Source organism: Vogesella mureinivorans, from assembly GCF_007644035.1.
Lineage (GTDB): Bacteria > Pseudomonadota > Gammaproteobacteria > Burkholderiales > Chromobacteriaceae > Vogesella > Vogesella mureinivorans.
In genome coordinates this window covers 1-25,328 of the sequence record NZ_VMTV02000304.1, presented here as the reverse complement: position 1 = coordinate 25,328, position 25,328 = coordinate 1, and the positions used below count along the sequence as shown (strand labels likewise).

The following is a 25,328-nucleotide window of genomic DNA, read 5'->3' as shown; positions in this document are numbered from 1 at the left end:
ACCCCGCAATAAACTGCAAGTATTTGCTTAAGGTGTTGATTTGCAACGGCACTGAAAAGCAAAAAAGTTGGCCGCTTGCGGCCAACTTTTGATGATGGTGCGAAAAAGCCCGGCTGACGCCGGGCTGTGTTCTTACATATTGGGGTAGTTCGGACCGCCACCGCCTTCTGGCGTAGCCCAGTTGATGTTCTGGGTGGGGTCTTTGATGTCACAGGTTTTGCAGTGCACGCAGTTTTGCGCATTGATCTGCAGCTGCGGCTTGCCTTCTTCGCGGCCAACGATCTCGTACACGCCTGCCGGGCAGTAACGCTGCTCGGGGGCGTCGTACTGTGCCAGGTTGATGCGGATGGGCACAGACGCGTCTTTGAGCTTGAGGTGCGGCGGCTGGTCTTCGCTGTGGTTGGTGTTGGAGATGAATACCGACGACAGGCGATCGAAGGTGAGTACACCATCCGGCTTCGGATAGCTGATGGGGCTGCACTCGTCTTTGCGCTTGAGGCATTCGTGGTCGTGGTGCTGATGACGCAGCGTCCACGGTGCCTTGCCGCGGAACAGATAGGTATCGATGGCCGAGTAGATCATGGCTGGCCACAGGCCCCAGCGGAAGGACGGGCGGATGTTACGCACGCCGTGCAGCTCGTCGTGCAGCCAGCTTTGCTTGAAGGCCTGGGTATACGCCACGGCTTCGGCGCCTTGCGCTTCCGGGTTGGCGGCCAATAGCTCAAACACGGCTTCTGCGGCCAACATGCCGGACTTCATGGCGGTATGAGTACCCTTGATTTTGGGTACGTTGAGGAAGCCTGCGGTATCGCCCACCAGCACGCCACCAGCGAAGGTAAGCTTGGGGATGCTCTGCAGGCCGCCTTCGGAAATGGCGCGCGCACCGTAGGACAGGCGACGGCCACCTTCGAACACACCTTTAATGGCCGGGTGGGTCTTGAAGCGCTGGAATTCTTCGTAAGGCGACATATAGGGGTTCTGGTAATCCAGGCCCACGACAAAACCGACGACGACCTGGTTGTTTTCCAGGTGATAGAGGAAAGAGCCGCCGTAGGTGCTTTGATCCATTGGCCAGCCGGCGGTATGGGTGATCTTGCCCTCTTCGTGCAGCTCGGGCTTCACCTCCCACAGTTCTTTAATACCGATGCCGTAGGTTTGCGGGTCGGCTTCGGCGCGCAGATTGAAGCGTTCGAACAGGCCCTTGGTGAGCGAACCACGACAGCCTTCGGCAAAAACGGTTTGCTTGGCCCACAGCTCGATGCCTGGCTCGCCTTCTTCTTCGCCGGTTTTGCCGGTGCCGACATTACCGGTGGCCACGCCTTTTACCGAACCATCGGCGTGGTACAGCACTTCAGCCGCAGCAAAGCCCGGGTAGATTTCCACGCCCAGCTCTTCGGCCTGCTGACCCAGCCAGCGACAGAAGTTGCCCAGGCTGATGATGTAGTTGCCGTGGTTGTTCATCTGCGGCGGGGTAGGCAGCTGGATGGACTCGGTTTCGGTCAGGTAGAGAAAGCGGTCGGACTTGGCCGGGGTATTGAGCGGGGCGCCCTTTTCTTTCCAGTCGGGGATCAGCTCGTTCAGCGTGCGGGGCTCCAGCACCGCGCCGGACAAGATGTGCGCGCCGATTTCGGAGCCTTTTTCCAGCAGACAGACACTGATTTCCTGGCCTTTTTCTGCCGCCAGCTGTTTGAGACGAATGGCAGCGCTGAGGCCGGATGGGCCACCGCCGACAACCACTACGTCGTATTCCATGTATTCGCGTTCCACCGCTTCTCCTTTGCGCAGGGGGAGGTTTGATTACCCAATGATGCAATGATTGATGCTGCGCGTCAAAATCAAACAAGCGTTTAAACGGTAGCGCTGGCTTTCAGTTGTGCAATCGCTTCAGCGCTGTAACCCAGCGATGTCAATACAGCATCGGTATGCTCGCCCAGTTTTGGCGGCGCAGCCTTGTATTGCGGGGGGGTGCCGCTCATTTTGATGGGGCAGGCTACCTGGGGCACCGCTTGCCCGGCCGCGTCGGGCAGGTGCATCGCCATTTGCCGGTGTTGTATTTGCGGGTCGGCAAAGGCTTCGTCTACCGTATTGATGGGGCCGCACGGCACGCCGGCGGCGTCCAGCAGCTTCAGCCATTCATCCCGACCACGCGCCAGAAAGGCCTCGGCCAGCTGCGGCACCAGCAGTTCGCGGTAACGCACGCGCTGTGGATTGGTGGCAAAGCGCGGGTCTGCGGCCAACGCAGGCTGGCCGATAAGCTCGCACACGGTGCGGAACTGCTTGTCGTTGCCGCAGGCCAGAATGAAGTGGCTGTCGCCAGAGGTGCGGAACACCTGGTAAGGCACGATGTTCGGGTGCGCGTTCCCCAGCCTCGGCGGTACTTCGCCGCCTACCAGCCAGTTCATGTTGACGTTGGCCAGCATGGCGAGCGAGCAATCGAAGAGCGCCATATCGATATATTGCCCTTCACCGGTACGGTAGCGTGCCAGCAGCGCGGCTTGGATAGCGTTGGCCGCATACAGGCCGGTAAAGAGGTCGGTCACGGCCACGCCTACCTTGTGCGGCTCGCCGTCGGCGGGGCCGGTGATGCTCATCAGGCCGGACATGCCCTGCACGATGTAGTCGTAGCCGGGCAGCTGGGCGTAGGGGCCGGTCTGGCCAAAGCCGGTGATGGCGCAGTACACCAGCCGCGGGTTAATGGCGCGCAGGCTGTCGTAATCCAGCCCGTATTTCTTGAGGCCGCCTACCTTGTAGTTTTCCAGCAGCACGTCGGCTTGTGCGGCCAACTGCCGCACGATTTCCTGCCCGGCAGGCTGGGTAATATCAACGGTGAGTGACTGTTTGCCGCGGTTGGCCGCCAGGTAATAGGCCGCCGTGCCGTCCGGCAGGCTGGGCGGCGCCCACTGGCGGGTGTCGTCGCCACTACCGGGGCGCTCCACCTTGATGACCTCTGCGCCCAGATCGGCCAGCAGCTGGCCAGCCCAGGGCCCGGCCAGTACGCGGGTAAGGTCCAGCACTTTGATACCTGACAATGCACCTGACATGTTTGTCTCCTGTAACGTAGGGCTGCCTGCAAAAAAAACAGGCCCGGATTGCAGCCGGGCCTCAAGGACAGACAGGAACCAACATCCCGCCGGGGTGAAGCCCGCCGGCGGAACATCACATCAGGCGAATGCCTGAATACCGGTCTGGGCGCGGCCCAGAATCAGGGCATGCACATCGTGCGTGCCTTCATAAGTGTTGACGGCTTCGAGGTTCATCACGTGGCGGATGATGTGGTACTCGTCGCTGATACCGTTACCGCCGTGCATGTCGCGGGCGATACGGGCAATGTCCAGCGCCTTGCCGCAGTTGTTGCGTTTGATCAGGCTGATCATTTCCGGCGCGGCACGGCCTTCGTCCATCAGGCGGCCCACGCGCAGGGCGGCTTGCAGCGCCAGGCTGATTTCGGTTTGCATATTGGCCAGTTTCAGCTGTACCAGCTGGGTGGCGGCCAAGGGACGGTTGAACTGTTTGCGATCCAGTGTGTACTGACGGGCACCGTGCCAGCAGAACTCGGCCGCGCCCATCGCGCCCCAGGCAATGCCGTAGCGGGCTTTGTTGAGGCAGCCGAACGGGCCTTTCAGGCCTTTTACGTGCGGCAGCAGCGCGTCTTCGCCTACTGCTACGTTGTCCATCACGATTTCACCGGTGATGGAGGCGCGCAGCGAGAACTTGCCTTCGATCTTGGGCGCGGACAGGCCTTTCATGCCTTTTTCCAGCACGAAACCGCGGATCTCGCCTTCGTCGTCTTTGGCCCACACCACAAATACGTCGGCGATCGGGCTGTTGGTAATCCACATCTTGCTGCCGTGCAGTACATAGCCGCCGTCTACCTTGCGGGCACGGGTTTTCATGCCGGCAGGGTCGGAGCCGGCGTCTGGCTCGGTCAGGCCAAAGCAGCCTACCCACTCGCCGCTGGCCAGCTTGGGCAGGTATTTGTCTTTTTGTGCATCGGTGCCGTAGGCCCAGATCGGGTGCATCACCAGGCTGCTCTGTACCGACATGGCGGAGCGGTAGCCGGAATCCACGCGCTCTACTTCGCGGGCAATCAGGCCGTAGGCCACGTGCGACAGACCGGCGCAGCCGTGGCTGTCGATGGTGCAGCCCAGCAGACCCAGCTCGCCCATCTCGCTCATGATGTCGCGGTCGAAGCGCTCTTCGCGGTTGGCGGTGAGCACACGCGGCATCAGGCGGTCCTGACAGTAGGCGTAGGCGGTTTCGCGCACCATGCGCTCTTCGTCGGTGAGCTGATCGTTCAGCAGCAGGGCATCGTCCCAGATGAACGGTGCGCGATTCGAGGTTGCGGCCATGCAGTTCTCCTTTGCACTTTGTTCCGCATTGCGGAATATAGTTCTGTATTGCAAAATAGACTAGCAAGGCGGCCGGGGCATGTAAAGTTTTTTGTGGGAGCAAGGCGCGCACTGCACTATTCTTGCCACTCTTCAGCCAGGAGCATTTCCACCATGTCGTTCACCCCGCAGGAAGACGAAAGCAAAGACCGCCTGTTTGTCGAGGCGCTGGCACGCGGCCTGCGCGTGCTGTCGGCGTTTCGCCCCGGCGAATCGGCGCTGTCAAACCAGGTACTGGCGCAGCGCACCGGCTTGCCCAAGTCCACCGTATCGCGCCTGACCTACACGCTGACCAAGCTGGGCTACCTGTCGCAAGACGCCGACAGCGGCTACTACCGCCTGGGCCTGGCCGTGCTGGCACTGGGCTCGGCGGTGCTGGGCAGCTACGACATCCGCCGCGTGGCCGCCCCGCTGATGCGCGACTTTGCACTCAAGCACACCATTTCGGTGAGCCTGGGCATGCGCGACGGCAGCGATATCGTGTACCTGGAAACCTGCCGCAGCCAGGCGCGGGTATCGGTGCAGCTCAGCGTCGGCTCGCGCGTGCCGCTGGCCAGCACTGCCATTGGCCGTGCCTGCTATAGCAGCCTTGGCGCGGCGGAGCGCGAGCTGGCCGACATGGAGATGGCCACCCGCTACGGTAAAGACTGGCCACTGGTGCAAGCCAAGCTGGAGCAAGCGCGCCAGCAGGTATTGCAGCGCGGCTATAGCGAATCGTTTGGCGAGTTTGAACGCGATGTGATGGCCGTAGGTGTGGCCCTGCCCTCGCCCGCCCCCGGCCAGGGCAGCCTGTGCCTGAACGCTAGCGGCCCGGCCTTTGCCTTTGACGCCGATACCATGCGCAACCAGGTGGCCCCTGCGCTGCTGCAGCTGGCGCGGCAGATTGTGCCTGGCGCATAAAACACAAAAGGTTGGCCGCAGGGCATGCGGCCAACCTTTATCGTGCTGAACCCGCCAGACTCAGGCGCGGATGTAGTTCACCAATTGTTCGATCACCAGTTGTTGCTCTTCGATGGTGGCGCGCACCAGGTCGCCAATGGACAGCATGCCAATCACGCGGCCGGCTTCCATCACCGGCAAGTGGCGAAAGTGTTTATCCGTCATCAGCGCCATGCATTCCGCCACGCTTTGCTGCGGCCCGACGTACACCACCTTGCTGGTCATGATGTCGCGCACTTTGGTACCGGCCGAGGTACGGCCTTGCAACACAATGCGCCGTGCGTAGTCACGCTCGGAAAAAATACCCAGCACATCCCCCATATCCATGACCAGTACGGCACCGATATCCTGCTCGGCCATGATTTGCAGCGCCTGAAACACGGTGGCGTCCGGGCTGACGCTAATCAGTTCGCCGGATTTTCTTTCCAATAACTGCCTGACTGTCTGCATGGCACCTCCACGCGGGTACGGGTTGAGTAAAGCGGCGCCCCATGACGCCACCACCTTGTACTATAGCCCGCCTGCGCTATCTGCCAAATGTAAAAAAGCTGCCCGCAGGCAGCTTTTTTCATGCGGCAACAAAGGCTTAGACAGCCTTGATCATGGTACCCACACCTGCGTCGGTCAGGATCTCCAACAGCAGGGCGTGCGGCACGCGGCCATCAATAATGTGTACCGAGTTCACGCCGCTCTTGGCCGCATCCAGCGCCGAGCTGATCTTGGGCAGCATGCCGCCACTGATGGTGCCATCGGCAAACAACTCGTCCACGCGGGCGGCGGTCAGGCCGGTGAGCAGCTGGCCTTGCTTGTCCAGCACACCCGGGGTGTTGGTCATCAGCACCAGCTTTTCGGCCTTCAGAGTTTCGGCCAGCTTGCCGGCTACCACGTCAGCATTGATGTTGTAGGCCTCGCCTTCGCTGCCCACGCCGATAGGTGCCACCACCGGGATAAAGTCCTGGCTATCCAGCAAGGACACCAGGCTCGGGTCGATGTGCTCGATATCGCCTACCTGGCCAATATCGATGTCTTCGTCGGATTCGGATTTCAGGAACAGCTTGCTGGCGCGAATGAAGTGGCCATCCTTACCGGTAATACCCACTGCCTTGCCGCCGTGCTTGTTGATCAGCGACACGATTTCCTTGTTTACCAGGCCGCCCAGCACCATCTCCACCACGTCCATGGTTTCGCTGTCGGTCACGCGCATGCCCTGAATAAACTGGCCTTCCTTGCCCACGCGGTTCAGCAGGTCGTTGATTTGCGGGCCGCCGCCATGCACCACCACCGGGTTCAGGCCCACCAGCTTCAGCAGCACCACATCCTTGGCAAAGTCTTCTTTCAGCTTGTCGTCGGTCATCGCATTGCCACCGTATTTGATCACGATGGTTTTGCCATTAAAGGAACGGATGTACGGCAGGGCCTCGGCCAGAATGGCTGCCTTGTCGATAGGGGCTACGCTCACGTCAGATTCTCCAGTAGCAAGATAGGGACACGGGTTGCTGCACAGCAATAACTGTCAGGTGTTGCATTCTAACCATGACAGTTAGTGAATATTGATTTATTAATTGAACTGGCAGAGTGCTTGCTCTACATTGCACACCTTATTAATGAACCAATTTTCAGAGAAGGCAAGCATGGACAAGGAATCCTGTTGTCCGGTAGCGCGTTGGCGCCGTCGTAAAGAAGTGCGCCCGGCCGAGATTCTGGACGCGGCACTGGCGCTATTCGTGGAAAAGGGCTTCAAGACCACCAAGATGGAAGACATCGCCAAAGCGGCCGGTGTCACCAAGGGCACGCCGTATCTGTATTTCGAAAACAAAGAAGACATCTTCAAGGCGGTGATCCGCGAAAACCTGGTCACCCGCCTGGCAGGCTTTGCCGAGCTGGTACAGCAGTTTGACGGCAGCAGCGCCGACCTGCTGCGCCTGATGATGCGCCGCTGGTGGCTGGAAGTGGGCGAATCGCCGCTGGGCGGCATCTGCAAACTGATGTTTGCCGAGGCCACCAACTTTCCCGAGCTGGCGCGCTTTTATCACGCCGAGGTGATCGAGCCCAGCCACCAGATGCTGCTGCAGGTGCTGCGCCGCGGTATCGCCCGCGGCGAGTTTCGCAGCATCAACCCGGACGCCGTGGTGGACACCCTGGTGGCGCCCATGATGCTCACCATGACCTGGCGCTGCTCGTTTGGCCGTGTGCTCACCGACAGCCAGCACCGCTCGCTGCCACCGCTGGAGTACCTGGAGCTCTCGCTGGACCTGATGCTGAATGGCCTGAAAACCTCCGACTGAATCTATAAATAAACCCATACGATAACGAGGCAAACACACATGACACCGCACTATCCCAAGCTGGCGCTGGCCGGCGCGCTACTGCTGGCACTGACCGCCTGCAAAGAAGAAGTGAAGCCGGTAGAAGAAACCCGCCCGGTGCGCTACACCGTAGCCGGTGTCAGCCAGCACGGCAATGTGCGCCTGTTCAGTGGCGAGGTACGTGCCCGCCAGGAAAGCCGGCTGGGCTTCCGCGTAGCGGGCAAGGTAGTAGAAAAGCGCGTCAACAGCGGGGATAGCGTGAAAAAAGGCCAGGTGCTGGCGGTACTGGATGCCAGCGACTACCAGCTGGATAGCCAGGCCAAGCAGGCACAGTTGGCCGCAGCACAGGCCAACCTGGCGCAACAAGCGGCCGACCTGAAACGCTACCGCGAGCTGCTGGCACAAAACTTCATCAGTGCGGCCCAGGTAGAGCGCCAGCACACCGCCGTACAAAGCGCGCAGGCCAGCGTGCAGCAGGCGCAGGCAGCGCTGTCTGCCAGCCGCAACCAGGCCGGCTACACCAGCCTGACGGCCGATAGCGACGGCAGCGTGAGCGAGATCAGCATCGAGCCGGGCCAGGTGGTGGCTGCCGGGCAGATCGTGGCGCGGCTCGCCGCGGCCGGCGAGCGCGAAGTATTGATACAGGTACCCGAAAACGCCCTGGCCGACATGCGCCAGGCCAGCAGCTTTAGCGTGAAACTGCTGGCTGGCCAGCAGGCTATCCCCGCCACCCTGCGCGAGCTGTCCGGCGATGCCGACCCGGCCACCCGCACCTACGCCGCCCGGCTGAAGCTGGCCAGCGAGCCCGCCGGGCTGCGCCTGGGCATGACCGCCACGGTAGAAGCCAGCCTGCCAGGCCAGCACAATGCCACCATCCGGCTGCCGCTCAGCGCCATTCTGGACGAACAGGGTAAGCAGTATGTGTGGGTGATCAACCCGAAAACCGGCAAGGTTGGCCGCAAAGCCGTGACCGTAGGCCGGCCGGATAGCCAGGGTATCGATATCACTGCCGGCCTGAATGGCGGTGAACAGGTCGTCACCGCCGGGGTACACCTGCTGCGCGACGGCCAACGCGTTACCCTGCTGGCTAAATAAGGGCACCGATCATGAAGCAACAACCATTGAACTTGTCCGAATGGGCCATACGCAACAGCTCGCTGGTACGCTACCTGATGGTGGTGCTGATGCTGGCCGGCATGTTTGCCTACACCCAGCTGGGGCAAAAAGAAGACCCCGAATTCACCTTCAAGGCCATGATGGTGCGTGTGCTGTGGCCAGGCGCCACCGCACAGGAAACCGAGCAGCAAGTTACCGCACGCATCGAAAAGAAGCTGCAGGAAATGGGCGAGCTGGAATACGTCAAAAGCTACACCAAACCCGGTGAGGCGCTGCTGATCCTGTCGATCCGCGAAGATGTGCCGCCCAAGGACGTGCAGCAGCTGTGGTACACCGCACGCAAGAAAATAGGCGATATCAAGCACACCCTGCCTGGTGATATCCGTGGGCCGTTCTTTAATGACGAGTTCGGCGATACCTTCGGCAACCTGTATGCGTTTACCGGTGACGGTTTCAGCTACGAAGACGTGCGCAAATACGTAGAACAGGCGCGCCAGGAAATCCTACGCGTGCCGGATGTGGGCAAGGTGGAAATCATTGGCGAACAAGAAGAGCGTATCTACGTCACGCTCAATACCGCCAAGCTGTCTGCCCTGCAGGTGGACAGCAATATCATCTGGAACGCCCTGGCCAACCAGAACAGCGTGACCCCGGCCGGCAATTACGACACCGCCAGCGACCGCATCTGGGTACGCGTCAGCGGCAGCTATAACTCGGTAGACGCCATTGCCGCCACCCCCATCAGCGCTGGTGGCAAGACCTTCCGCCTGGGCGACATTGCCAAGGTGAGCCGCGAGTTCGTCAACCCGCCCAGCTTCGGCATGCGCTTTGACGGCAAACCGGCCGTGGGCCTGGCCATCAGCATGAAAAAAGGCGGCGATGTGCTGAAGCTGGGTAACAACCTGCAGCTGCTGATGGACGAAGTCAAAACCAAGCTGCCGGTAGGGGTAGAAGTACACGCGGTATCAGACCAGCCGAAAGTCGTGAAAACCGCCGTCAACGAATTCATGCGTTCGCTGATCGAAGCCGTGATCATCGTGCTGGCCGTCAGCTTCTTTAGCCTGGGCATGCGTACCGGCATCGTGGTGGCGCTGTCCATCCCGCTGGTACTGGCCATGACCTTCCTGGCCATGTACTTCCTGGGCATGGACCTGCAGCGCATCTCGCTGGGCTCGCTGATCATCGCGCTGGGCCTGCTGGTGGACGATGCCATCATCGCGGTAGAAATGATGGCCATGAAGCTGGAGCAAGGCTGGAACAAATTCCAGGCGGCCACCTACGCCTACACCAGCACCGCCTTCCCCATGCTGACCGGCACGCTGATTACCGCCGCCACCTTCCTGCCGGTGGGTATCGCCAAATCCAACGCCGGCGAATACGTGTTCAGCCTGTTCTCGGTAGTGAGCATTGCCTTGATCCTGTCGTGGATCGTGGCGGTGGTGTTTACCCCTTATCTGGGCTACCGCCTGCTGCCGGAAACCATGGCCAACCACGGCCATGCCGACGTGTACCAAAAGCCGTTTTACGTGCGCTTCCGCCGCGCGGTGGAATGGTGCCTGGACCACCGCAAAACCGTGATTGCCCTGACCCTGGCTGCCTTCGTGCTGTCCATGGTGGCCTTCAAGCTGTTTGTGGCCCAGCAGTTCTTCCCCTCCTCCAACCGGCCCGAGCTGATGGTGGACATGTGGCTGCCGCAAAGCGCCAGCTACGAAGCCACCGAGCGCGAAGTGAAAAAACTGGAAAGCCAGCTGAAGGGGGATAACAACGTCGTCAGCGTCACCAGCTACGTTGGCGGTGGCAGCCCGCGCTTCTACCTGCCGCTGGATCAACAGCAGCAGCACCTGAACTATGCCCAGCTGATGGTGATGACACGCGACGAAAAAGTGCGCGAACAGGTGAAACACAAACTGGAGAAACTGTTCGACACCGACTTCCCGCTGGTACGCGGCCGTGTGACGCGGCTGGAAAACGGCCCGCCGGTAGGCTACGCCGTCCAGTTCCGCGTGATGGGTGCAGACCACAACAAGGTGCGCGACATCGCCAAACAGGTAGAAACACTGGTACGTAGCCACCCGGGTGCCCGCCAGGTAAACAACGACTGGGGCGAACAGGCCCGCTCGCTGCGCGTGGAAATCGACCAGGACAAAGCCCGCACACTGGGCATGTCCAGCCAGAGCCTGAGCCGCCAGCTGCAAATGATGCTGACCGGCAGCACCGTGACCGAATGGCGTGAAGGCGACAAGGCCATTGCGGTGAGCGCCCGCCTGGAAGGCAGCGAACGCCAGCAGATCGAACAGCTGGGCAGCCTGATGGTGCAAACCGCCAGCGGCCGCTATGTGCCGGTTTCCCAGCTGGCCAGCATTGCCTACGCGCCGGAAGAAAGCATCATCTGGCACCGCAACCGCCTGCCTACCGTGTCGGTACGCGCCGATGCCGCCGACGGGGTACAAGCTGCCGATATTTCCAACGCGCTGTGGCCGAAAATGCAGGCGCTGGAAAAAACCCTGCCGCTGGGCTACCACATCGAGCTGGGCGGGTCGCTGGAATCCAGCAAAAACTCGCAAACGGCCATCGCCAAGGTACAACCGCTGATGCTGGTAATTGTGTTTACCCTGCTGATGCTGCAGCTCAAGAGCTTCCAGCGCAGCCTGCTGGTGGTGCTGACCGCACCGCTGGGCATGATTGGCGTCACGCTGACGCTGATTCTGTTCAGCGCGCCGTTCGGTTTCGTGGCCATGCTGGGGGTGATCGCGCTGGCGGGGATGATCATGCGTAACTCGGTGATCCTGGTAGACCAGATCGAAACCGACATCAGCGAAGGCATAGACCGTTTCGAAGCCGTCGTGGGCTCTACCATTCGCCGCTTCCGCCCCATCACGCTCACCGCGCTGGCGGCCATCCTGGCCATGGTACCGCTGACACGCAGCACCTTCTGGGGCCCGATGGCCGTGGCCATCATGGGCGGTTTGCTGGTGGCAACCCTGCTCACGCTGTTTTTCCTGCCGGCGCTGTACTCGGCATGGTTCAAGGTGCGCCGGCCACAAACACATTAATCATTTTCCTGCTGAAAACCGCGCCATATTCCGTTATGGTGGTAGCTGCAGAACAGTTTACTTTTTTATGGAACAAGCGATGAACACACGCCATCCGCTGATCATTACCGCCCTGCTGGCCCTGGGTGCCGCCAGCAGTGCCCAGGCCTTCGACCTGAGTGCTGCCGTACAGGCCGCACGCAGCTACGACGCAGGCTACGCCGGTGCACGCGCCACCCTGCAAGCAGGCCAGGAAAAAGCCGTGCAGGGCCGCGCCCAGCTGCTGCCTAGCGTCGGCCTGTCTGCCAGCGTTACACGTACCGACGGCATGAAGCCGGACGCCGACCCGTACAACACCCGCAGCGTGGGCGTACAGCTCACCCAGCCACTGTTCGATATCGGTAGCTACAGCGCCTATAAGAAAGGCCTGATCGCCAGCGAGCTGTCCGGCGTGCAATTCGACGCCAGCAGCCAGCAACTGATTGCCGATGTCGCGCGTGCCTACTTTGACGTACTGCTGGCCGAAGACGTGCTGAACGTGACCCAGGCCACCAAAAAAGCCTACGACCGCCAGCTGGCGCAAGCCAAAAAGTCGTTTGAAGTCGGCACCGCCACCATCACCGACACCCACGAAGCCCAGGCCGGCTACGACGCCGCCCAGGCGCGTGAAATTGCCGCCATGAGCGACCTGGAAATCAAGCGCAACAGCCTGGCCAACCTCACCGGCCTGCCGGCCGACAGCATCAACCGCCTGCGCCAGCAGCAAGGCCTGGCCACCCAGGGCAGCGGCGAGCTGAATGCCTGGATCCAGCGCGCCGAAGCGGGCAGCCTGGCGCTGAAATCCGCCCTGCAACAACAGCTGCTGGCCGAGCGCAGCCTGGAAGAAGCGCGGGGCAAACATCTGCCCACCGTGAACCTCAGCGCCGGCCTGAGCGACAACTACAGCACCAGCGCCAGCAGCAAGGCCAGCGGCCAGCAACGCACCCGTGGCAATACCCTGGGCCTGAACCTGAGCCTGCCGCTGTACGCCGGTGGCGCGATCAACTCGCAAGTGACCGAGGCCGCGGCCAACCTGGACAAGGCGCGTGAAGATGTCGAGGCCGCCCGCCGCAAGGTACGCCTGGACGTGCGCCGCGCCTGGCTGGGCGTCAGCAACGGTGCCGCGCTGGTGAAAGCGCAGGAGCAGCTGCTGGTCTCGGCCAAAAGCAAGCTGGACTCCACCAGGCTGGGTAAAGACGTCGGCGTACGTACCAACCTGGACCTGCTCAACGCCGAGCGGGACTACCAGGACGCCGTGCGCGCACTGGCCGAGGCGCGCTACAACTACCTGTACGCCCGCCTGTCGCTGGCACAAGCTGCCGGCGAGCTGGACGACAAAGCCGTGGCCGAGGTGAACCGCTTCTTCTAAAGCGCCCTTCCCCCGCCCTCAGCGCCATGCGGCCAACCTGCCCCCAGGTTGGCCGCATTTTTATTGGCGTGCCGAATCACCACACTGCGGCAAAGCGCAGTGTTTAAATAATCAATCACCCGTGACTTTTTACTAAACACGGCGCTAGAATGCTTTCAAACAATGGCCAACGATGCGCTTTGCCCGTGTCGCGGCAAACCAGGCCAGCCCGGTTGTCTATCTAGGAGAGATTCATGAACCCGCAAGAACTGATGCAGCGTAAAGCCAATGCCACCCCACGCGGTGTGGGCGTAATGTGTTCCTTCTTTGCCGAGCGTGCCAAAAACGCCGAAATCTGGGACACCGAAGGCAAACGCTACATCGACTTTGCCGGTGGTATCGGCGTACTGAACACCGGCCACCTGCACGACAAGGTGCAAGCCGCCGTGGCCGAGCAGCTGAACAAATTCAGCCATACCTGCTACCAGGTCGTACCGTACGAGCTGTATATCGACGTAGCCGAGCAGCTGAACAAGCTGGCCCCGATTCCGGGCGATAACAAAACCGCCTTCTACACCACCGGTGCCGAAGCCGTAGAAAACGCCGTGAAAATCGCCCGCGCTGCCACCGGCCGCCCGGGCATCATCGCCTTTGGTGGTGGTTTCCACGGCCGTACCCTGATGGGCATGGCGCTCACCGGCAAGGTGGCCCCGTACAAAATCGGTTTCGGCCCCTTCCCGTCCGACGTGTACCACGCGCTGTTCCCGAACCCGCTGCACGGTGTATCGATCGAAGAATCGCTGCACAGCATCGAAAAACTGTTCAAGTACGATATCGAAGCCAGCCGCGTAGCCGCCATCATCTTTGAACCGGTACAAGGCGAAGGTGGCTTCTACCAGGCACCGGCCGAATGGGTACGCGGCCTGCGCGCCCTGTGCGATGCCCACGGCATCCTGATGATTGCCGACGAAGTACAGGCCGGCTTTGCCCGTACCGGCAAATTCTTTGCCATGGAACACTACGACGTGGCACCGGACCTGCTGACCATGGCCAAATCCATGGCCGGTGGCTTCCCGATCTCGGCGGTCGTTGGCCGCGCCAGCGTGATGGACGCCCCCGCACCGGGTGGCCTGGGTGGTACCTACGCCGGTAGCCCGCTGGCTCTGGCCGCCGCCAAGGCGGTGATCACCGCGATCCAGGAAGAAAAACTGCTGGAGCGCGCCAACAAGCTGGGCGCCCAGCTGAAAGAAACCCTGAACGGCCTGAAGGCAGACGTACCGCAAATCGCCGACGTACGCGGCCCGGGCGCCATGATTGCCGTGGAATTCAACAAGGCCGGCAGCCACGACGCCGACGCCGATTTCGCCAAGAAAGTGCAGACCAAGGCGCTGGAATCCGGCCTGATCCTGCTGCTCTGCGGCGTATACGGCAACGTGGTGCGTTTCCTGTTCCCGCTGACCATCGAAGACGACATCTTCGAAGAAGCGCTGCAAAAACTGGTTGCCGCCATCAAGGCCTGAGCCTGAACTAGCCTGATACTGCGGCCAACCTTGCCCCGGCAACGTTGGCCGCATCGCCAAAAGGACACACACATGCTGAACCTGAAAGACCCTACCCTGCTGCGCCAGCAGTGCTATATCAACGGCCAGTGGCTGGATGCCGACAGCGGCGAAACCATCGCCGTGACTAACCCGGCTACCGGCGAAGTGATCGCCCACGTACCGAAAATGGGCCGTGCCGAAGCCGAACGTGCGGTAGCGGGCGCTGCCGAAGCGTTCAAGACCTGGAAGAAAAAACCGGCCAAAGAGCGCGCCGGCATCCTGCGCAAATGGTTCGACCTGATGATGGCGAACCAGGACGACCTGGGCGTGATTCTCACCAGCGAGCAAGGCAAACCGCTGGCCGAAGCCAAGGGAGAAATCGCCTACGGCGCCAGCTACATCGAGTGGTATGCCGAAGAAGCCAAGCGCATCTACGGCGATACCATTCCGTCCACCGGTGCTGACAAGCGCATTCTGGTGACCAAAGAGCCGATCGGCGTTACCGCTGCCATCACGCCGTGGAACTTCCCCAATGCCATGATCACCCGCAAGGCCGCCCCGGCCCTGGCTGCCGGCTGCCCGATGGTGGTACGCCCTGCCAGCCAGACCCCGCTGTCGGCGCTGGCCATTGCCGTACTGGCCGAGCGTGCCGGCATTCCGGCTGGCGTGTTCTCGGTGCTGACCGGTGGTTCCACCGAAATCGGCGGCGTACTGACCGGTAGCGATACCGTGAAGAAATTCTCCTTCACCGGCTCTACCGAAGTTGGCCGCAAGCTGATCAGCCAGTGTGCCGAAACGGTGAAAAAAGTATCGATGGAGCTGGGCGGCAACGCACCGTTCATCGTGTTTGACGACGCCGACCTGGACGCCGCAGTGGAAGGCGCCATGATTTCCAAATACCGCAACGCCGGCCAGACCTGCGTGTGCGCCAACCGCCTGCTGGTGCAGGACGGCGTGTACGATGCCTTCGCCGACAAGTTTGCCGCTGCCGTGGCCAAGCTGAAGGTGGGTAACGGCCTGGAAGCCGGCGTGACCCAAGGCCCGATGATCGACCAGAACGCGGTGAGCAAGGTAGAAGAGCACATCGCCGACGCGCTGGCCAAAGGCGGCCAGCTGGTCACCGGCGGCAAGCGCCACGCGCTGGGCCACAGCTTCTTCGAGCCCACCGTCATTACCGGCGTGACCCCGGCAATGAAAGTGGCCAAAGAAGAAACCTTTGGCCCGCTGGCACCGATCTTCCGCTTCCATAGCGAAGAAGAAGCCATCCAGATGGCCAACGATACCGAATTCGGCCTGGCATCCTACTTCTACGCCCGCGACATCGGCCGCATCTTCCGCGTGTCCGAAGGCCTGGAGTACGGCATGGTGGCGGTGAACAGCGGCATCCTGTCCAACGAAGCCGCACCGTTTGGTGGCGTGAAGCAGTCCGGCCTGGGCCGCGAAGGCTCCAAGTACGGCATTGAAGACTACCTGGAAATCAAGTACGTGCTGCTGGGTGGTATCGACAAGTAAGCCTGCGCTGCTTGCAACAAAGCCGGCCCCTGGGCCGGCTTTTTCATGTGCGCGCAGTGTGCGCCATCCGCCGTGTACGAGGCAGCAGGCTGCTACTCCGACGCCGCTACCACACGGTTGCGCCCTTGCTCTTTGGCCTGATAGCAACGCATGTCGGCACGCTGCAGGATATCGTGCGGGCGCGAATCGTGCGGCTGGATTTGCGTCAGGCCGATACTGGCCGTGACACGGCAGACTTCGGGGTTGCTCTGCGGGCGCAGGCGGGCAATGTCGCCGCGCACCGCTTCCATGATGCCCTGCGCCGTATCACGGGTGCAGTTGTACAGCACCAGGGCAAACTCGTCGCCGCCCAGGCGGGCAATGATGTCGGTATTACGCAGGCGCTTTTGCAGGATGGCGGCGATATCCTGCAGGATCTGGTCGCCGGCCTGGTGGCCACCGCTGTCGTTGACTTGCTTGAAGTGGTCCAGGTCCATCATCACCACCACATTGCTTTGTGCCATCGCCTCGCCATTATCCAGCAAGCTGGTGAGCGCCCCCAGGAAACCACGGCGGTTCAGCAGGTTGGTGAGCGGGTCGTGGGTGGCTTCCCAGCGGTGCTTGCGTTCGCGGCGGCGGCGCTCGCTATCGTCGTGCAACACGCACACCTTGTAGCCGTGCATGCTGCCCCTGGCCTGCACCACAGACAGGGTCAGCACCACCGGCTGCAGGCGCATGTCGCGCGAGAGCAAATCCAGCTCTACCGGCACCGCCATACGGGCCTCGGCCAGTGTTGCCAGAGAGACTGCCTGGCCGGTGTCCGGGTAGGCCAGGGAAACAAACAGCGCCAGCGAGCGCCCCTGGGCTTCTTCGGCATTCAGGCCCAGCAGGCGCTGGGCGGGCGGGTTGATGTAGCACACCTCGTCCAGCTGGTTGGTCAGCACCACCGCGTCGGCAATGGAGGTCAGGATAGCCATGCCGCGCTCGCGTTCGGCGGTCATGGATAGCAGGGCTTCTTCCCTGTCGCTAACGTCGTGCACCACCCCCAGAAAACGCAGGATGCTGCCCTGCTGCAGCCGGGTAAAGCGCAGCTCTACCTTGATCTGCGCGCCACGGGCGCCGGTGAGGTGGCATAGCTGGTAAAAGCTCGGTGTATCGCCGTGGCGTAGCGCCTGCCATTCCGGCTCGATGGTGTGGCGCTGCGCCGGGTGCACCGCGTCCAGCCAGTGGCGGCCCAGCCAGTCTTCCTCCCGCTGGTTCAGCCCGCCCAGGCTCAGGGTGGCGTGGTTGCAATACACCAGCAAACCATCGGCATCGGTAACAAATACACCCAGCGGCGATGACTCGTTCAAAGCACGGAAAAATGCCTCGCGTGCGGCCAACTCCTGGCTGATGCGCTCGCGCTCGCCAAAGACGTCGGAGACGGTTTGCGCCAGCATTTCCAGCTCGTGGCTGCCCTGGATCTGCATGCCGTCGCCGGCGCCGAATGCCATGGCCTGTACCTTGCTACGCAGCGCCTGCAGCGGGCCCAGCAGGCGGTGCACACCCCACCAGCCCACCGGAAACGCCAGCAGGGTGGCCAGCAGCACGATAAGCACGTGGTTGCGCGCCATCACACTGATGGGCTCATAGGCTTCGCGCAGGGGGAATACCCCCCCCACCACCCAGTTCACGTTTTTCATGTTGCGGTACACCATCAACGCGGGCTCGCCGTTGGCCGCCAGATTTTCGGTGCTACCGTCCCAGCCTTGTAGTGCCTGGGCAAACACCGGGTCGCGGCTGATATCCGGGCCAGCTTGCATGATGCGGCTGCGATCGGGGTGGAAGATGGTAAGGCGGCTGGCGCGGGTATGGATATTGATGTAGCCGGTACCACCAATGGCAATGGAGCGCAGGTCGCCAAACAGCTCGGGGGCAAACAGCTCCAGGCTGCCACCCAGCACACCGGCGAACTGGCCGTGCTCATCCAGAATGGGCGAGGTAAAAATGATCAGGCTGCGCTTGATATCGCCCGCCACACGCACCGGCTCGGAAATCTGCGAGCGCAAGGTGTCGCGTGTCTGCACAAAATAGGCACGGTCCAGCACGCTGCTACCACGCTGGCCGGGTAGCTCGGGGTAGTCGGCCACCACATTGCCCTCGGCATCAAACAGCATGATGCTGCTGAAGCTGCCTTTCAGATAGCGGAAACCATGCAGTATCTCGGGCGCGTGCTGGCTGATATTGCTGCGACTGAGCTGCAGGCTGGCAGCGGCTTGCTCCAGCAATACATGGCGCGTGCGGACGCGGTCGTCGATGTCGTCGCTCAGGCGGGTAACCACGTCTTCCAGGTGCTGCAGCTGCATACTGCGCACGCGTGCCTTGCCCTCCAGATAGCTGAGCGAGCTGGTAAACAGCACCACCACTACCATGAGTAGCGAGCAAAACAGCGCCAATCGTGTGCGCAAGGATTTCAAGCCAAGCCAGCCAGGCAAACACAGCTCCTAAATGCAAATATCATTAATTGGGCAATTATTTTGCCTTGATGGCATTATTTCTATAAAAGAATATATGAAAACCCGCCATGCCGTACGCCGCCGCTACGCCTTATACCCTGCATACGCCTTATACCCTGCACCGGCGGCCAACTACACCAGCGGCGCAGGGCGCTTAGTGGTATTTGGCCTGCTGCTCGCGCAGGGCGATACCGGCCTGGCGCAAGCATTCGGACAAGTCCACCCAGGCCTGTACCCGGCTAGGGCCCAGGTCGGGTACCAGTAGCCATTGCACGCGGTTCAGCAGCGTACCGCTGTCCCGCTCTAGCAGCTGCACGTCGTAGGCTTGCTGCTCGGGCAGGAACTCGGCCACGGCTTCGATATTGTCCAGCTTGTCGGTTTTGCCTTGCACCAGCGCCATATGCAGGCCCAGACGCTTGCGGTTGAAGGCGTACACCCCGGCGCCCAGCGCATCCCACCACGGCAGGGGGGCAAACAGCTCGGCTTCGCCGTATTTCATTTCAGCGGCAATGGCCTGCTGTACCAGCGGCATGGCGGCATCCAGCGCCTTGCGGGCGTGCTGGCGTACGCGATCGATATCCAGCTTGCCGCTTTCCACGATAAACGGCAGCCAGCACAGCGATAGCTGCGGGTTGACCGTCTGGCTGGCCGCGTCGAAGGTGGCCCGTGCAGCGTCCACGTCTTGCTGCGCCATATCGCAACCAGCGTCCATGATGGCGGCCAGATGCACCAGTGACTGGCAGCTGCGCTCGATCAGCATGTCGGTATTGAAGATGGTCGGCGACAGCCACAACACGGTGTCTTCCGGCAGGCCCAGCGCGTCCACCAGCGCCGGCTCCACGCGTTCCAGCAGCGGGAAGTGCCACCAGAAGCCGCCCTGCGCACGCGAGAAAATCATCGGCAGCGCCCACAGCTCGTAAGACACCACGCTGCCGTCCGGGCGCATCACTTCGGGGAAGGCGATGCTGTCGCGCGCCAGCGCCAGCAGTTGCTCGCGCGCGGCGGTGTGCTCTTGCAGGGCCAGCTGGGCTTCGGTAAACACGGCCTGGTCGCCACCGGTCAGAGCCTGCTGTACCAGCATGGGCAGCTGCATGCGTTTCATCGGGTTGCTGTCGGCATCCATCGCGGTGCTCACCAGCTCTTTAATGCGCTGCTGGCGCTCTGCCGGCGGTAGCGGCTCGGTGGGCACCAGGCGGAAGTCGCGCTCTTTGGGCGCCACCTCGCGCTCGATATAGGCTTTTTGCAGGCGCTGGTATTCCTGCATGGCTTCGTCGCAGACTTTTTTCAGCTGGGCGGCGGTGGGCAGCTCGCCCCAGAAATTGAAATCGAACAGGCGAAAGCCCGAATTGGTCACGTAGTGCGTCAGGTTGTTGGCCGTATCAAACAGTACATCGCTTTGAAAGCCTTCCTGCTCACGGCTGTCAAATGGGGTCTGATCCATGCCCACCAGGCGGCAGACAAACGCCGGGGCCACGGTATGAATCACATACTCGTAGGGCTCCAGGCCTTTCTCTTCGACGGCATCGCCAAAGATAAAACGGCTGGGAATAAAAGGATCGCCCTTGATGCGGGCATTGCGCGGGTGGGATTTCATGCGGCTAACGTGGTTACTGCCTTGTAAAACCAGCGATTTTACCCCGACGTTGGCCGCACCGTGAAATTAATCATCCCAATGTCAGCTGATAGCGATAGAAACGCTCGTCGCGCTGCCAGCCCTGCCCGGCATACAAGGCTTGCGCCGTATGGTTATCCACTGCAGTCACCAGGTCCAGCCGCTGCACACCGTGCTGGCGCGCCAGCGCGGCAGCGGCCTGCAGCAGCGCTTGCCCCACGCCGCGCTGGCGTGCCGCCTCGGCTACATACAGGTCATTGAGCAGCCACACCGGGGCCGCCAGTACCGAGCTGAGCTGCGGCAGCAGCTGGGTAAAACCTTGCAGCTGGCCTTGCTGCTGGTACACCAGCACATGGCTGTCTGCATGGATCAGGCGCTGGCGCATGAAATCGTACGAGGTGTGCGCATCGCCGTGCTTGCCGTAAAAGCGGCGATAGGCGTCAAACAGTGCGGCCAACTGTGGCAGGTCCGCCAGCGTGGCGGCACGAATGCCCTCAGGCAGCGTGGCAGCGGCCTGCTGCTGGCGGCATTGGTCCAGGCTGTGGATCTGCTGCCCGCTGGCGTCAAAGTTGGCCGCATCCAGCCAGGCTTCCAGCACCGCCCGGTTGGCTGGCCATTCGCTGTCCAGCAGGCTGAACCAGGCGGTGTCGCGGCTCAGGCCCCAGTTCACCCGGGCCTGGCGGAAGGTGCCTTCGTAGGTAAAGCCCAGCCGCGCCGCCGCGCGCATCGACGGTGCGTTCAGGTTGTTGCACTTCCATTCATAGCGGCGATAGCCCCAGTCGAAAGCCTGTTTCATCAGCAGGTACATGGCCTCGGTGGCCGCCACCGTGCGCTGCAGGCGCGGCGAAAAGCGCAGCCAGCCGATTTCGATAACCCCGTTGGCCGCATCGATGCGCAGATAGCTGCAGCTGCCAATGGCATCGCCGCTGGCAATATCGACGATGGCAAAAAACAGCGGGTCGCTGCTGCTTTCCATCATGGCAAACCAGGCTTCCCAGTCGGCATCGCTTTGCGGGCGCGGCATCAGGTAGGCCCAGTCGCGGCCGTCGTGGTCCAGCGCCAGCGCAGCGCGCAGGCTGTTGCCATGCTGCGCCCGGCTAAAGGGCTCTACGCGGCAGCTGCGGCCGCTCAGGGTAAGGTGATACGGCGCGGTGGCACCGGCCCAGCCGGGTACCGCCGCCCCCAGTGGCTGGCCAAAGGCATCGTATTGCATGCTCAGCCCCCGCAGCCGCAGTCGTCCGACGATGTTACGCCGCAGCTGGCGCCACCTTGCACGGTGGGGTAGCCATCGCGCTTCCACCAGTCGATACCGCCTTGCAGCTCTTTCACGGTAAAGCCCAGCTCGGCCAGCTTCAGCGCGGTTTTGGTGGAGGCATTGCAGCCAATGCCGTCGCAGAAGGTCACCAGCAGCACGTCACGCGGCAGCTGTGCCGTGGTCTCGGCGCTGATGGTACGGTGCGGCAGGTTGATGGCACCCGGCAGGGTTTCCTGCGCGTACGCGGCAGCAGAGCGGCCATCCACCAGCTGCAAGGCCCCGCCCTGCTTGAGCTGCTCGGCTACGTCCCAGCTATCGATCTCGAATGCCAGCTTGGCACGATAGAACGCGAGTTGTGCTTGTTGTTGATCGGCAAATGACATGATGTGCTCCCTGATCTAGGACAAAACTGGTTCACAGCGTACGTCGGTACGCACGGAGTTCGCGATAAAACATTGCGCATGCGCCTGGTGGTGCAGCGCATGCAGCTCGGCCAGTGAGGGCGGCGGCCCGCAGAACTGCACGGCCGGGTGCAACGTGACCTGGCTCACCCACGCGCGGCCCTGCTCGCCCACCGCCATGGTACCCACGGCGGCATCCTGATAGCTATCCACCACCCAGCCTGCCGTGGCCGCCAGGGACAAGAACCACAGCATGTGGCAGCTGGCCAGGGCGGCTACAAACATTTCCTCCGGGTCGGCCGCCGTGGGGTCGGAATACGGTACTTTCACCACGTGGGGTGAAGACGACGCACGCAGCACCAGGCCGCCATCAAAATGTATTTCGTGCAGCCGGCTATAGGCGTTATCCACAAATGCTGCCGTACCACGCTGCCAATGCAGCGTTGCGCTATGTTGGCTCATTGGTGCCTCCGTCTTGGTGAGATTCCCAAGCTATGTTAAAACAATAGCGGCCCTAAAAAAGAACCAATAGCCCACAGCATGAAGGAGCCAATTTTGCCCACCTGGATTGTAGACTTTCTCATGGCACGGCTGGAGCGGCACAGTGATGAAGGCCTGGCCAAACAGCTGACCCGCCTGATTCGTGAAGCGATCGTGGCCGGGCGTTTTACGGAAGCGGCGCATGGCGAGCAGGGCACGGCACGGCTACCGGCCAGCAGAGAGCTGGCACGGCAGCTGCAACTTGGCCGCAACACGGTGATCCAGGCTTACGAGCAGCTGCAGGCCGAGGGGTATCTGGAAACCCGCCAGGGCGCGGGCAGCTTTGTGGTGCCGGCATTCCTGCGCCAACCGGTACCGACACCGGTCAGGGAACAGCCACTAGGCTTATCCCGGCGCGGGCAAACGCTGACGAGTACGGCGGTCATACCCGACGGGCTAAGTGGTGCCTTTGCCCCCGGCATGCCGGAAATACGCCAGTTCCCCCACCACGTCTGGCAAAACCTGTTATCCCGCCACCAGCGCAGTACGCCGTGGCCCAAGCTGGGTTATACCGTTGACGGTGGCCTGCCTGCACTGCGGGAGGCGCTGGCGGAATACCTGGTGCTATCGCGCGGCGTGCGCTGCACCCCGGAACAGATCCTGATCATCAGCGGTGCACAGATCGGCATGGAGCTGAGCGCACGGCTGCTGGCCAATCAGGGCGAGGTGGCCTGGGTAGAAGAACCCGGCTATGCCGGTGCCCATGCTTCCTTGCAGGCCGCAGGCATGGACCTGGTGGCCGCTACGGTGGACGACGAAGGCCTGAACCCGGACAGCGTGCAGGATACGCGCCCGCCACGGCTGATCTACACCACCCCGTCGCACCAGTACCCCTTGGGTGTGGTGATGAGCCTGCCGCGCCGGCTGGCCTTGCTGGCGCACGCCGCACGCTGCGGCGCCTGGATTCTGGAAGACGACTACGACAGCGAATTCCGCTACAGCTCGCAGCCACTACCGGCACTGCAAGGCCTGGCACAGGACGAGCGCGTGATCTACATCGGCACCATGAGCAAAGTGATGTACCCCGGCCTGCGCATTGCCTATATGGTGGTACCGGACGGGCTGATTGACGCATTCCGGCGCGCCCATGCCCGCCTGTACCGCGAGCCCCCTTATGTCACGCAGGCCGCACTGGCAGACTTCCTGCTGCAAGGCCACTTTGCCCGCCACGTGCGGCGTATGCGCGAGCTGTACCAGACACGCCAGCACACCCTGCGCAGTGCGCTGGCGAGCTCGCCCGCGCACTGGCTACCCCTATCCAGCGGCAAGGCCGGCCTGCACCTGATGGCACACCTGCCGATGCAGGCAAACGAGCAAGCCCTGAGCCATGCCGCGGCAGCCCAGGGCGTGGTACTGCGCCCGCTGGCACGCAACTACCTTGGCCAAGCCCCGCAAAAAGGGCTGGTGCTGGGCTATGCTGGCGTCAACGATCATGAAATCCAACACGGCGTGGCGACCCTGGCCCGCTTGCTGCAAGAGATGCCCCCCCCATGACTAAACCCGTCCTATTGATCAGTGCCTGCCTGCTAGGCCAGCCAGTACGCTACGACGGCGCCAGCAAAGGCATGCACGCCAGCTGGCAACAACAGTTGGCCGCACGCTACACCCTGCTGCCCTTCTGCCCGGAATGCGCCGGCGGCCTGCCCACGCCACGGCCTGCGGCAGAAATACGTGGCGGCCATGGCGCAAACGTACTGGCAGGCCAGGCAACGGTACGCACTGCCAGCGGCGACGACGTCAGCGCGGCCTTTGTCAGCGGCGCCCGGCTGGCCCTGGCGCTGGCACAACAGCACGGCTGTACGCTGGCCGTACTGAAAGCCAACAGCCCGTCCTGCGGCAACCGGCACATCTACAGCGGCCAGTTTGATGGCCAGCTGCAAGCAGGCGCGGGCGTCTGCGCCGCCTTGCTGCAACAACATGGCATAACGGTGTATAACGAAACCGAGCTGGCACAGCTACTGTAGCCACGGCCACCCACCACGAGGACTACCATGCTCACCCTGCACCACCTGAACAACTCGCGCTCGCAGCGCATCCTGTGGCTAATGGAAGAACTGGCCCTGCCCTACCACATCACCACCTACCAGCGTGACCCGGCCACCCTGCTGGCCCCCGCCTCGCTGAGGGCCATTCACCCACTGGGCAAATCGCCGGTGGTCAGCGATGGCGACATCGTGGTGGCCGAGTCCGGCGCCATCGTGGAATACCTGGTAGACACCTACGACAAGACACACAGCCTGAAACCTGCCGCCGGCAGCCAGGCGGCCCGCGACTACACCTACTGGCTGCACTATGCCGAAGGCTCGGCCATGCCGCCGCTGCTGATGAGCCTGGTATTCAGCCGCATCAGCAAGCCGCCGATGCCGGCACTGTTGCGCCCGCTGGCCCGCATGATCGAAAAAGGCGTGCGCAAAGGCTATATCGACCCGCAGCTGGACATGCACCTGCGCTATATCGATAACCACTTGGCTGGCAGTGGCTGGTTTGCCGGCGACAGCTTCAGCGCTGCCGATATCCAGATGAGCTTTGTGCTGGAGGCCGCCAACAGCCGTGTGCCCCTGTGCAAGACACTGCCGCATATCCAGGCATTTCTGCAGCGCATCCACGCCCGCCCGGCCTACCAGGAAGCCCTGCTGGCAGGCGGGCAGTACGACTACGCCTAAAACCTGCGCCTGCGGCCAACCCTGGCCGCGGGCTGCAGCTGAAAACGCAAAAAGCCCAGTCCGAGGACTGGGCTTTTCTGAATTTCTTGGTAGGCCGTGCGGGATTCGAACCTGCGACCAACGGATTAAAAGTCCGCTGCTCTACCAGCTGAGCTAACGACC

Annotated in this window: 20 protein-coding genes; 10 read left to right on the top strand and 10 right to left on the bottom strand. The window is 62.0% G+C overall.

Annotated elements, in window-relative coordinates:
* Positions 1-132: 132 nt before the first annotated feature.
* The 3 genes from FLQ44_RS09970 to FLQ44_RS09960 form a co-directional block, all read right to left on the bottom strand.
* Positions 133-1,752 (bottom strand): electron transfer flavoprotein-ubiquinone oxidoreductase, encoded by a 1,620-nt coding sequence (locus FLQ44_RS09970; RefSeq protein WP_147694283.1) that lies wholly within the window; start codon positions 1,750-1,752, stop codon positions 133-135.
* Between the two features lie 95 nt (positions 1,753-1,847).
* The gene (locus tag FLQ44_RS09965; RefSeq protein WP_147694281.1) at positions 1,848-3,041 is read right to left on the bottom strand and encodes a CaiB/BaiF CoA transferase family protein; all 1,194 of its coding nucleotides are present in this window, start codon (positions 3,039-3,041) and stop codon (positions 1,848-1,850) included.
* Between the two features lie 120 nt (positions 3,042-3,161).
* On the bottom strand, positions 3,162-4,349 hold the full coding sequence (locus FLQ44_RS09960; RefSeq protein WP_147694280.1) for an acyl-CoA dehydrogenase: 1,188 nt from the start codon (positions 4,347-4,349) through the stop codon (positions 3,162-3,164).
* Between the two features lie 153 nt (positions 4,350-4,502).
* Between FLQ44_RS09960 and FLQ44_RS09955 the strand changes: the two genes are divergently transcribed.
* The gene (locus FLQ44_RS09955) at positions 4,503-5,288 is read left to right on the top strand and encodes an IclR family transcriptional regulator (RefSeq protein ID WP_147694279.1); all 786 of its coding nucleotides are present in this window, start codon (positions 4,503-4,505) and stop codon (positions 5,286-5,288) included.
* A gap of 60 nt (positions 5,289-5,348) precedes the next feature.
* On the opposite strand, the gene FLQ44_RS09950 is transcribed toward FLQ44_RS09955, so the two are convergent.
* Entirely contained in the window at positions 5,349-5,777 is a 429-nt protein-coding gene (locus FLQ44_RS09950; protein WP_147688403.1) for a CBS domain-containing protein, read from the bottom strand.
* A gap of 136 nt (positions 5,778-5,913) precedes the next feature.
* Positions 5,914-6,786 (bottom strand): acetylglutamate kinase, encoded by an 873-nt coding sequence (gene argB / locus FLQ44_RS09945; RefSeq protein WP_147688402.1) that lies wholly within the window; start codon positions 6,784-6,786, stop codon positions 5,914-5,916.
* A 172-nt stretch (positions 6,787-6,958) separates the two neighbouring features.
* Here argB and FLQ44_RS09940 point away from each other — a divergent pair, with 172 nt between their 5' ends.
* The 6 genes from FLQ44_RS09940 to gabD all read left to right on the top strand — a co-directional run bounded on the left by FLQ44_RS09940 (position 6,959) and on the right by gabD (position 16,221).
* A complete protein-coding gene (locus FLQ44_RS09940) occupies positions 6,959-7,612 on the top strand; it encodes a TetR/AcrR family transcriptional regulator (protein ID WP_147694278.1) in 654 nt (217 codons plus the stop codon).
* 39 nt (positions 7,613-7,651) lie between these two features.
* Complete coding sequence (locus tag FLQ44_RS09935; protein WP_147694277.1) at positions 7,652-8,728, top strand: efflux RND transporter periplasmic adaptor subunit; 1,077 nt, start codon at positions 7,652-7,654, stop codon at positions 8,726-8,728.
* Positions 8,729-8,739: 11 nt separating this feature from the next.
* A complete protein-coding gene (locus FLQ44_RS09930) occupies positions 8,740-11,802 on the top strand; it encodes an efflux RND transporter permease subunit (RefSeq protein ID WP_147694276.1) in 3,063 nt (1,020 codons plus the stop codon).
* 79 nt (positions 11,803-11,881) lie between these two features.
* A complete protein-coding gene (locus FLQ44_RS09925) occupies positions 11,882-13,189 on the top strand; it encodes a TolC family outer membrane protein (RefSeq protein WP_147694275.1) in 1,308 nt (435 codons plus the stop codon).
* Between the two features lie 233 nt (positions 13,190-13,422).
* The gene (gene gabT, locus FLQ44_RS09920; RefSeq protein WP_147694274.1) at positions 13,423-14,688 is read left to right on the top strand and encodes a 4-aminobutyrate--2-oxoglutarate transaminase; all 1,266 of its coding nucleotides are present in this window, start codon (positions 13,423-13,425) and stop codon (positions 14,686-14,688) included.
* Positions 14,689-14,760: 72 nt separating this feature from the next.
* Positions 14,761-16,221, top strand: a complete 1,461-nt coding sequence (gene gabD / locus FLQ44_RS09915) for an NADP-dependent succinate-semialdehyde dehydrogenase (protein ID WP_147694273.1) — start codon at positions 14,761-14,763, stop codon at positions 16,219-16,221.
* 92 nt (positions 16,222-16,313) lie between these two features.
* Here gabD and FLQ44_RS09910 read toward each other — a convergent pair whose 3' ends face one another.
* The 5 genes from FLQ44_RS09910 to FLQ44_RS09890 all read right to left on the bottom strand — a co-directional run bounded on the left by FLQ44_RS09910 (position 16,314) and on the right by FLQ44_RS09890 (position 22,425).
* Complete coding sequence (locus tag FLQ44_RS09910) at positions 16,314-18,647, bottom strand: sensor domain-containing diguanylate cyclase (RefSeq protein ID WP_147694272.1); 2,334 nt, start codon at positions 18,645-18,647, stop codon at positions 16,314-16,316.
* A 202-nt stretch (positions 18,648-18,849) separates the two neighbouring features.
* A complete protein-coding gene (locus FLQ44_RS09905; protein ID WP_147694271.1) occupies positions 18,850-20,289 on the bottom strand; it encodes a hypothetical protein in 1,440 nt (479 codons plus the stop codon).
* Positions 20,290-20,359: 70 nt separating this feature from the next.
* Positions 20,360-21,520 (bottom strand): GNAT family N-acetyltransferase, encoded by a 1,161-nt coding sequence (locus FLQ44_RS24355; protein WP_147694270.1) that lies wholly within the window; start codon positions 21,518-21,520, stop codon positions 20,360-20,362.
* 2 nt (positions 21,521-21,522) lie between these two features.
* On the bottom strand, positions 21,523-21,945 hold the full coding sequence (locus tag FLQ44_RS09895; protein ID WP_147694269.1) for a rhodanese-like domain-containing protein: 423 nt from the start codon (positions 21,943-21,945) through the stop codon (positions 21,523-21,525).
* A gap of 15 nt (positions 21,946-21,960) precedes the next feature.
* Complete coding sequence (locus FLQ44_RS09890; RefSeq protein WP_147694268.1) at positions 21,961-22,425, bottom strand: OsmC family protein; 465 nt, start codon at positions 22,423-22,425, stop codon at positions 21,961-21,963.
* 93 nt (positions 22,426-22,518) lie between these two features.
* Between FLQ44_RS09890 and pdxR the strand changes: the two genes are divergently transcribed.
* From pdxR to FLQ44_RS09875, 3 genes are read left to right on the top strand one after another with little or no spacing between them, the layout of a single operon-like run.
* The gene (pdxR, locus tag FLQ44_RS09885) at positions 22,519-23,997 is read left to right on the top strand and encodes a MocR-like pyridoxine biosynthesis transcription factor PdxR (protein WP_240801237.1); all 1,479 of its coding nucleotides are present in this window, start codon (positions 22,519-22,521) and stop codon (positions 23,995-23,997) included.
* Positions 23,994-24,467: a 2-thiouracil desulfurase family protein gene (locus tag FLQ44_RS09880; RefSeq protein WP_147694267.1), complete on the top strand. Its 474-nt coding sequence runs from the start codon at positions 23,994-23,996 to the stop codon at positions 24,465-24,467. Before pdxR ends, FLQ44_RS09880 begins: the two co-directional genes overlap by 4 nt.
* Before the next feature lie 27 nt (positions 24,468-24,494).
* Positions 24,495-25,166 (top strand): glutathione S-transferase, encoded by a 672-nt coding sequence (locus FLQ44_RS09875; protein WP_147694266.1) that lies wholly within the window; start codon positions 24,495-24,497, stop codon positions 25,164-25,166.
* Positions 25,167-25,328 lie beyond the last annotated feature (162 nt).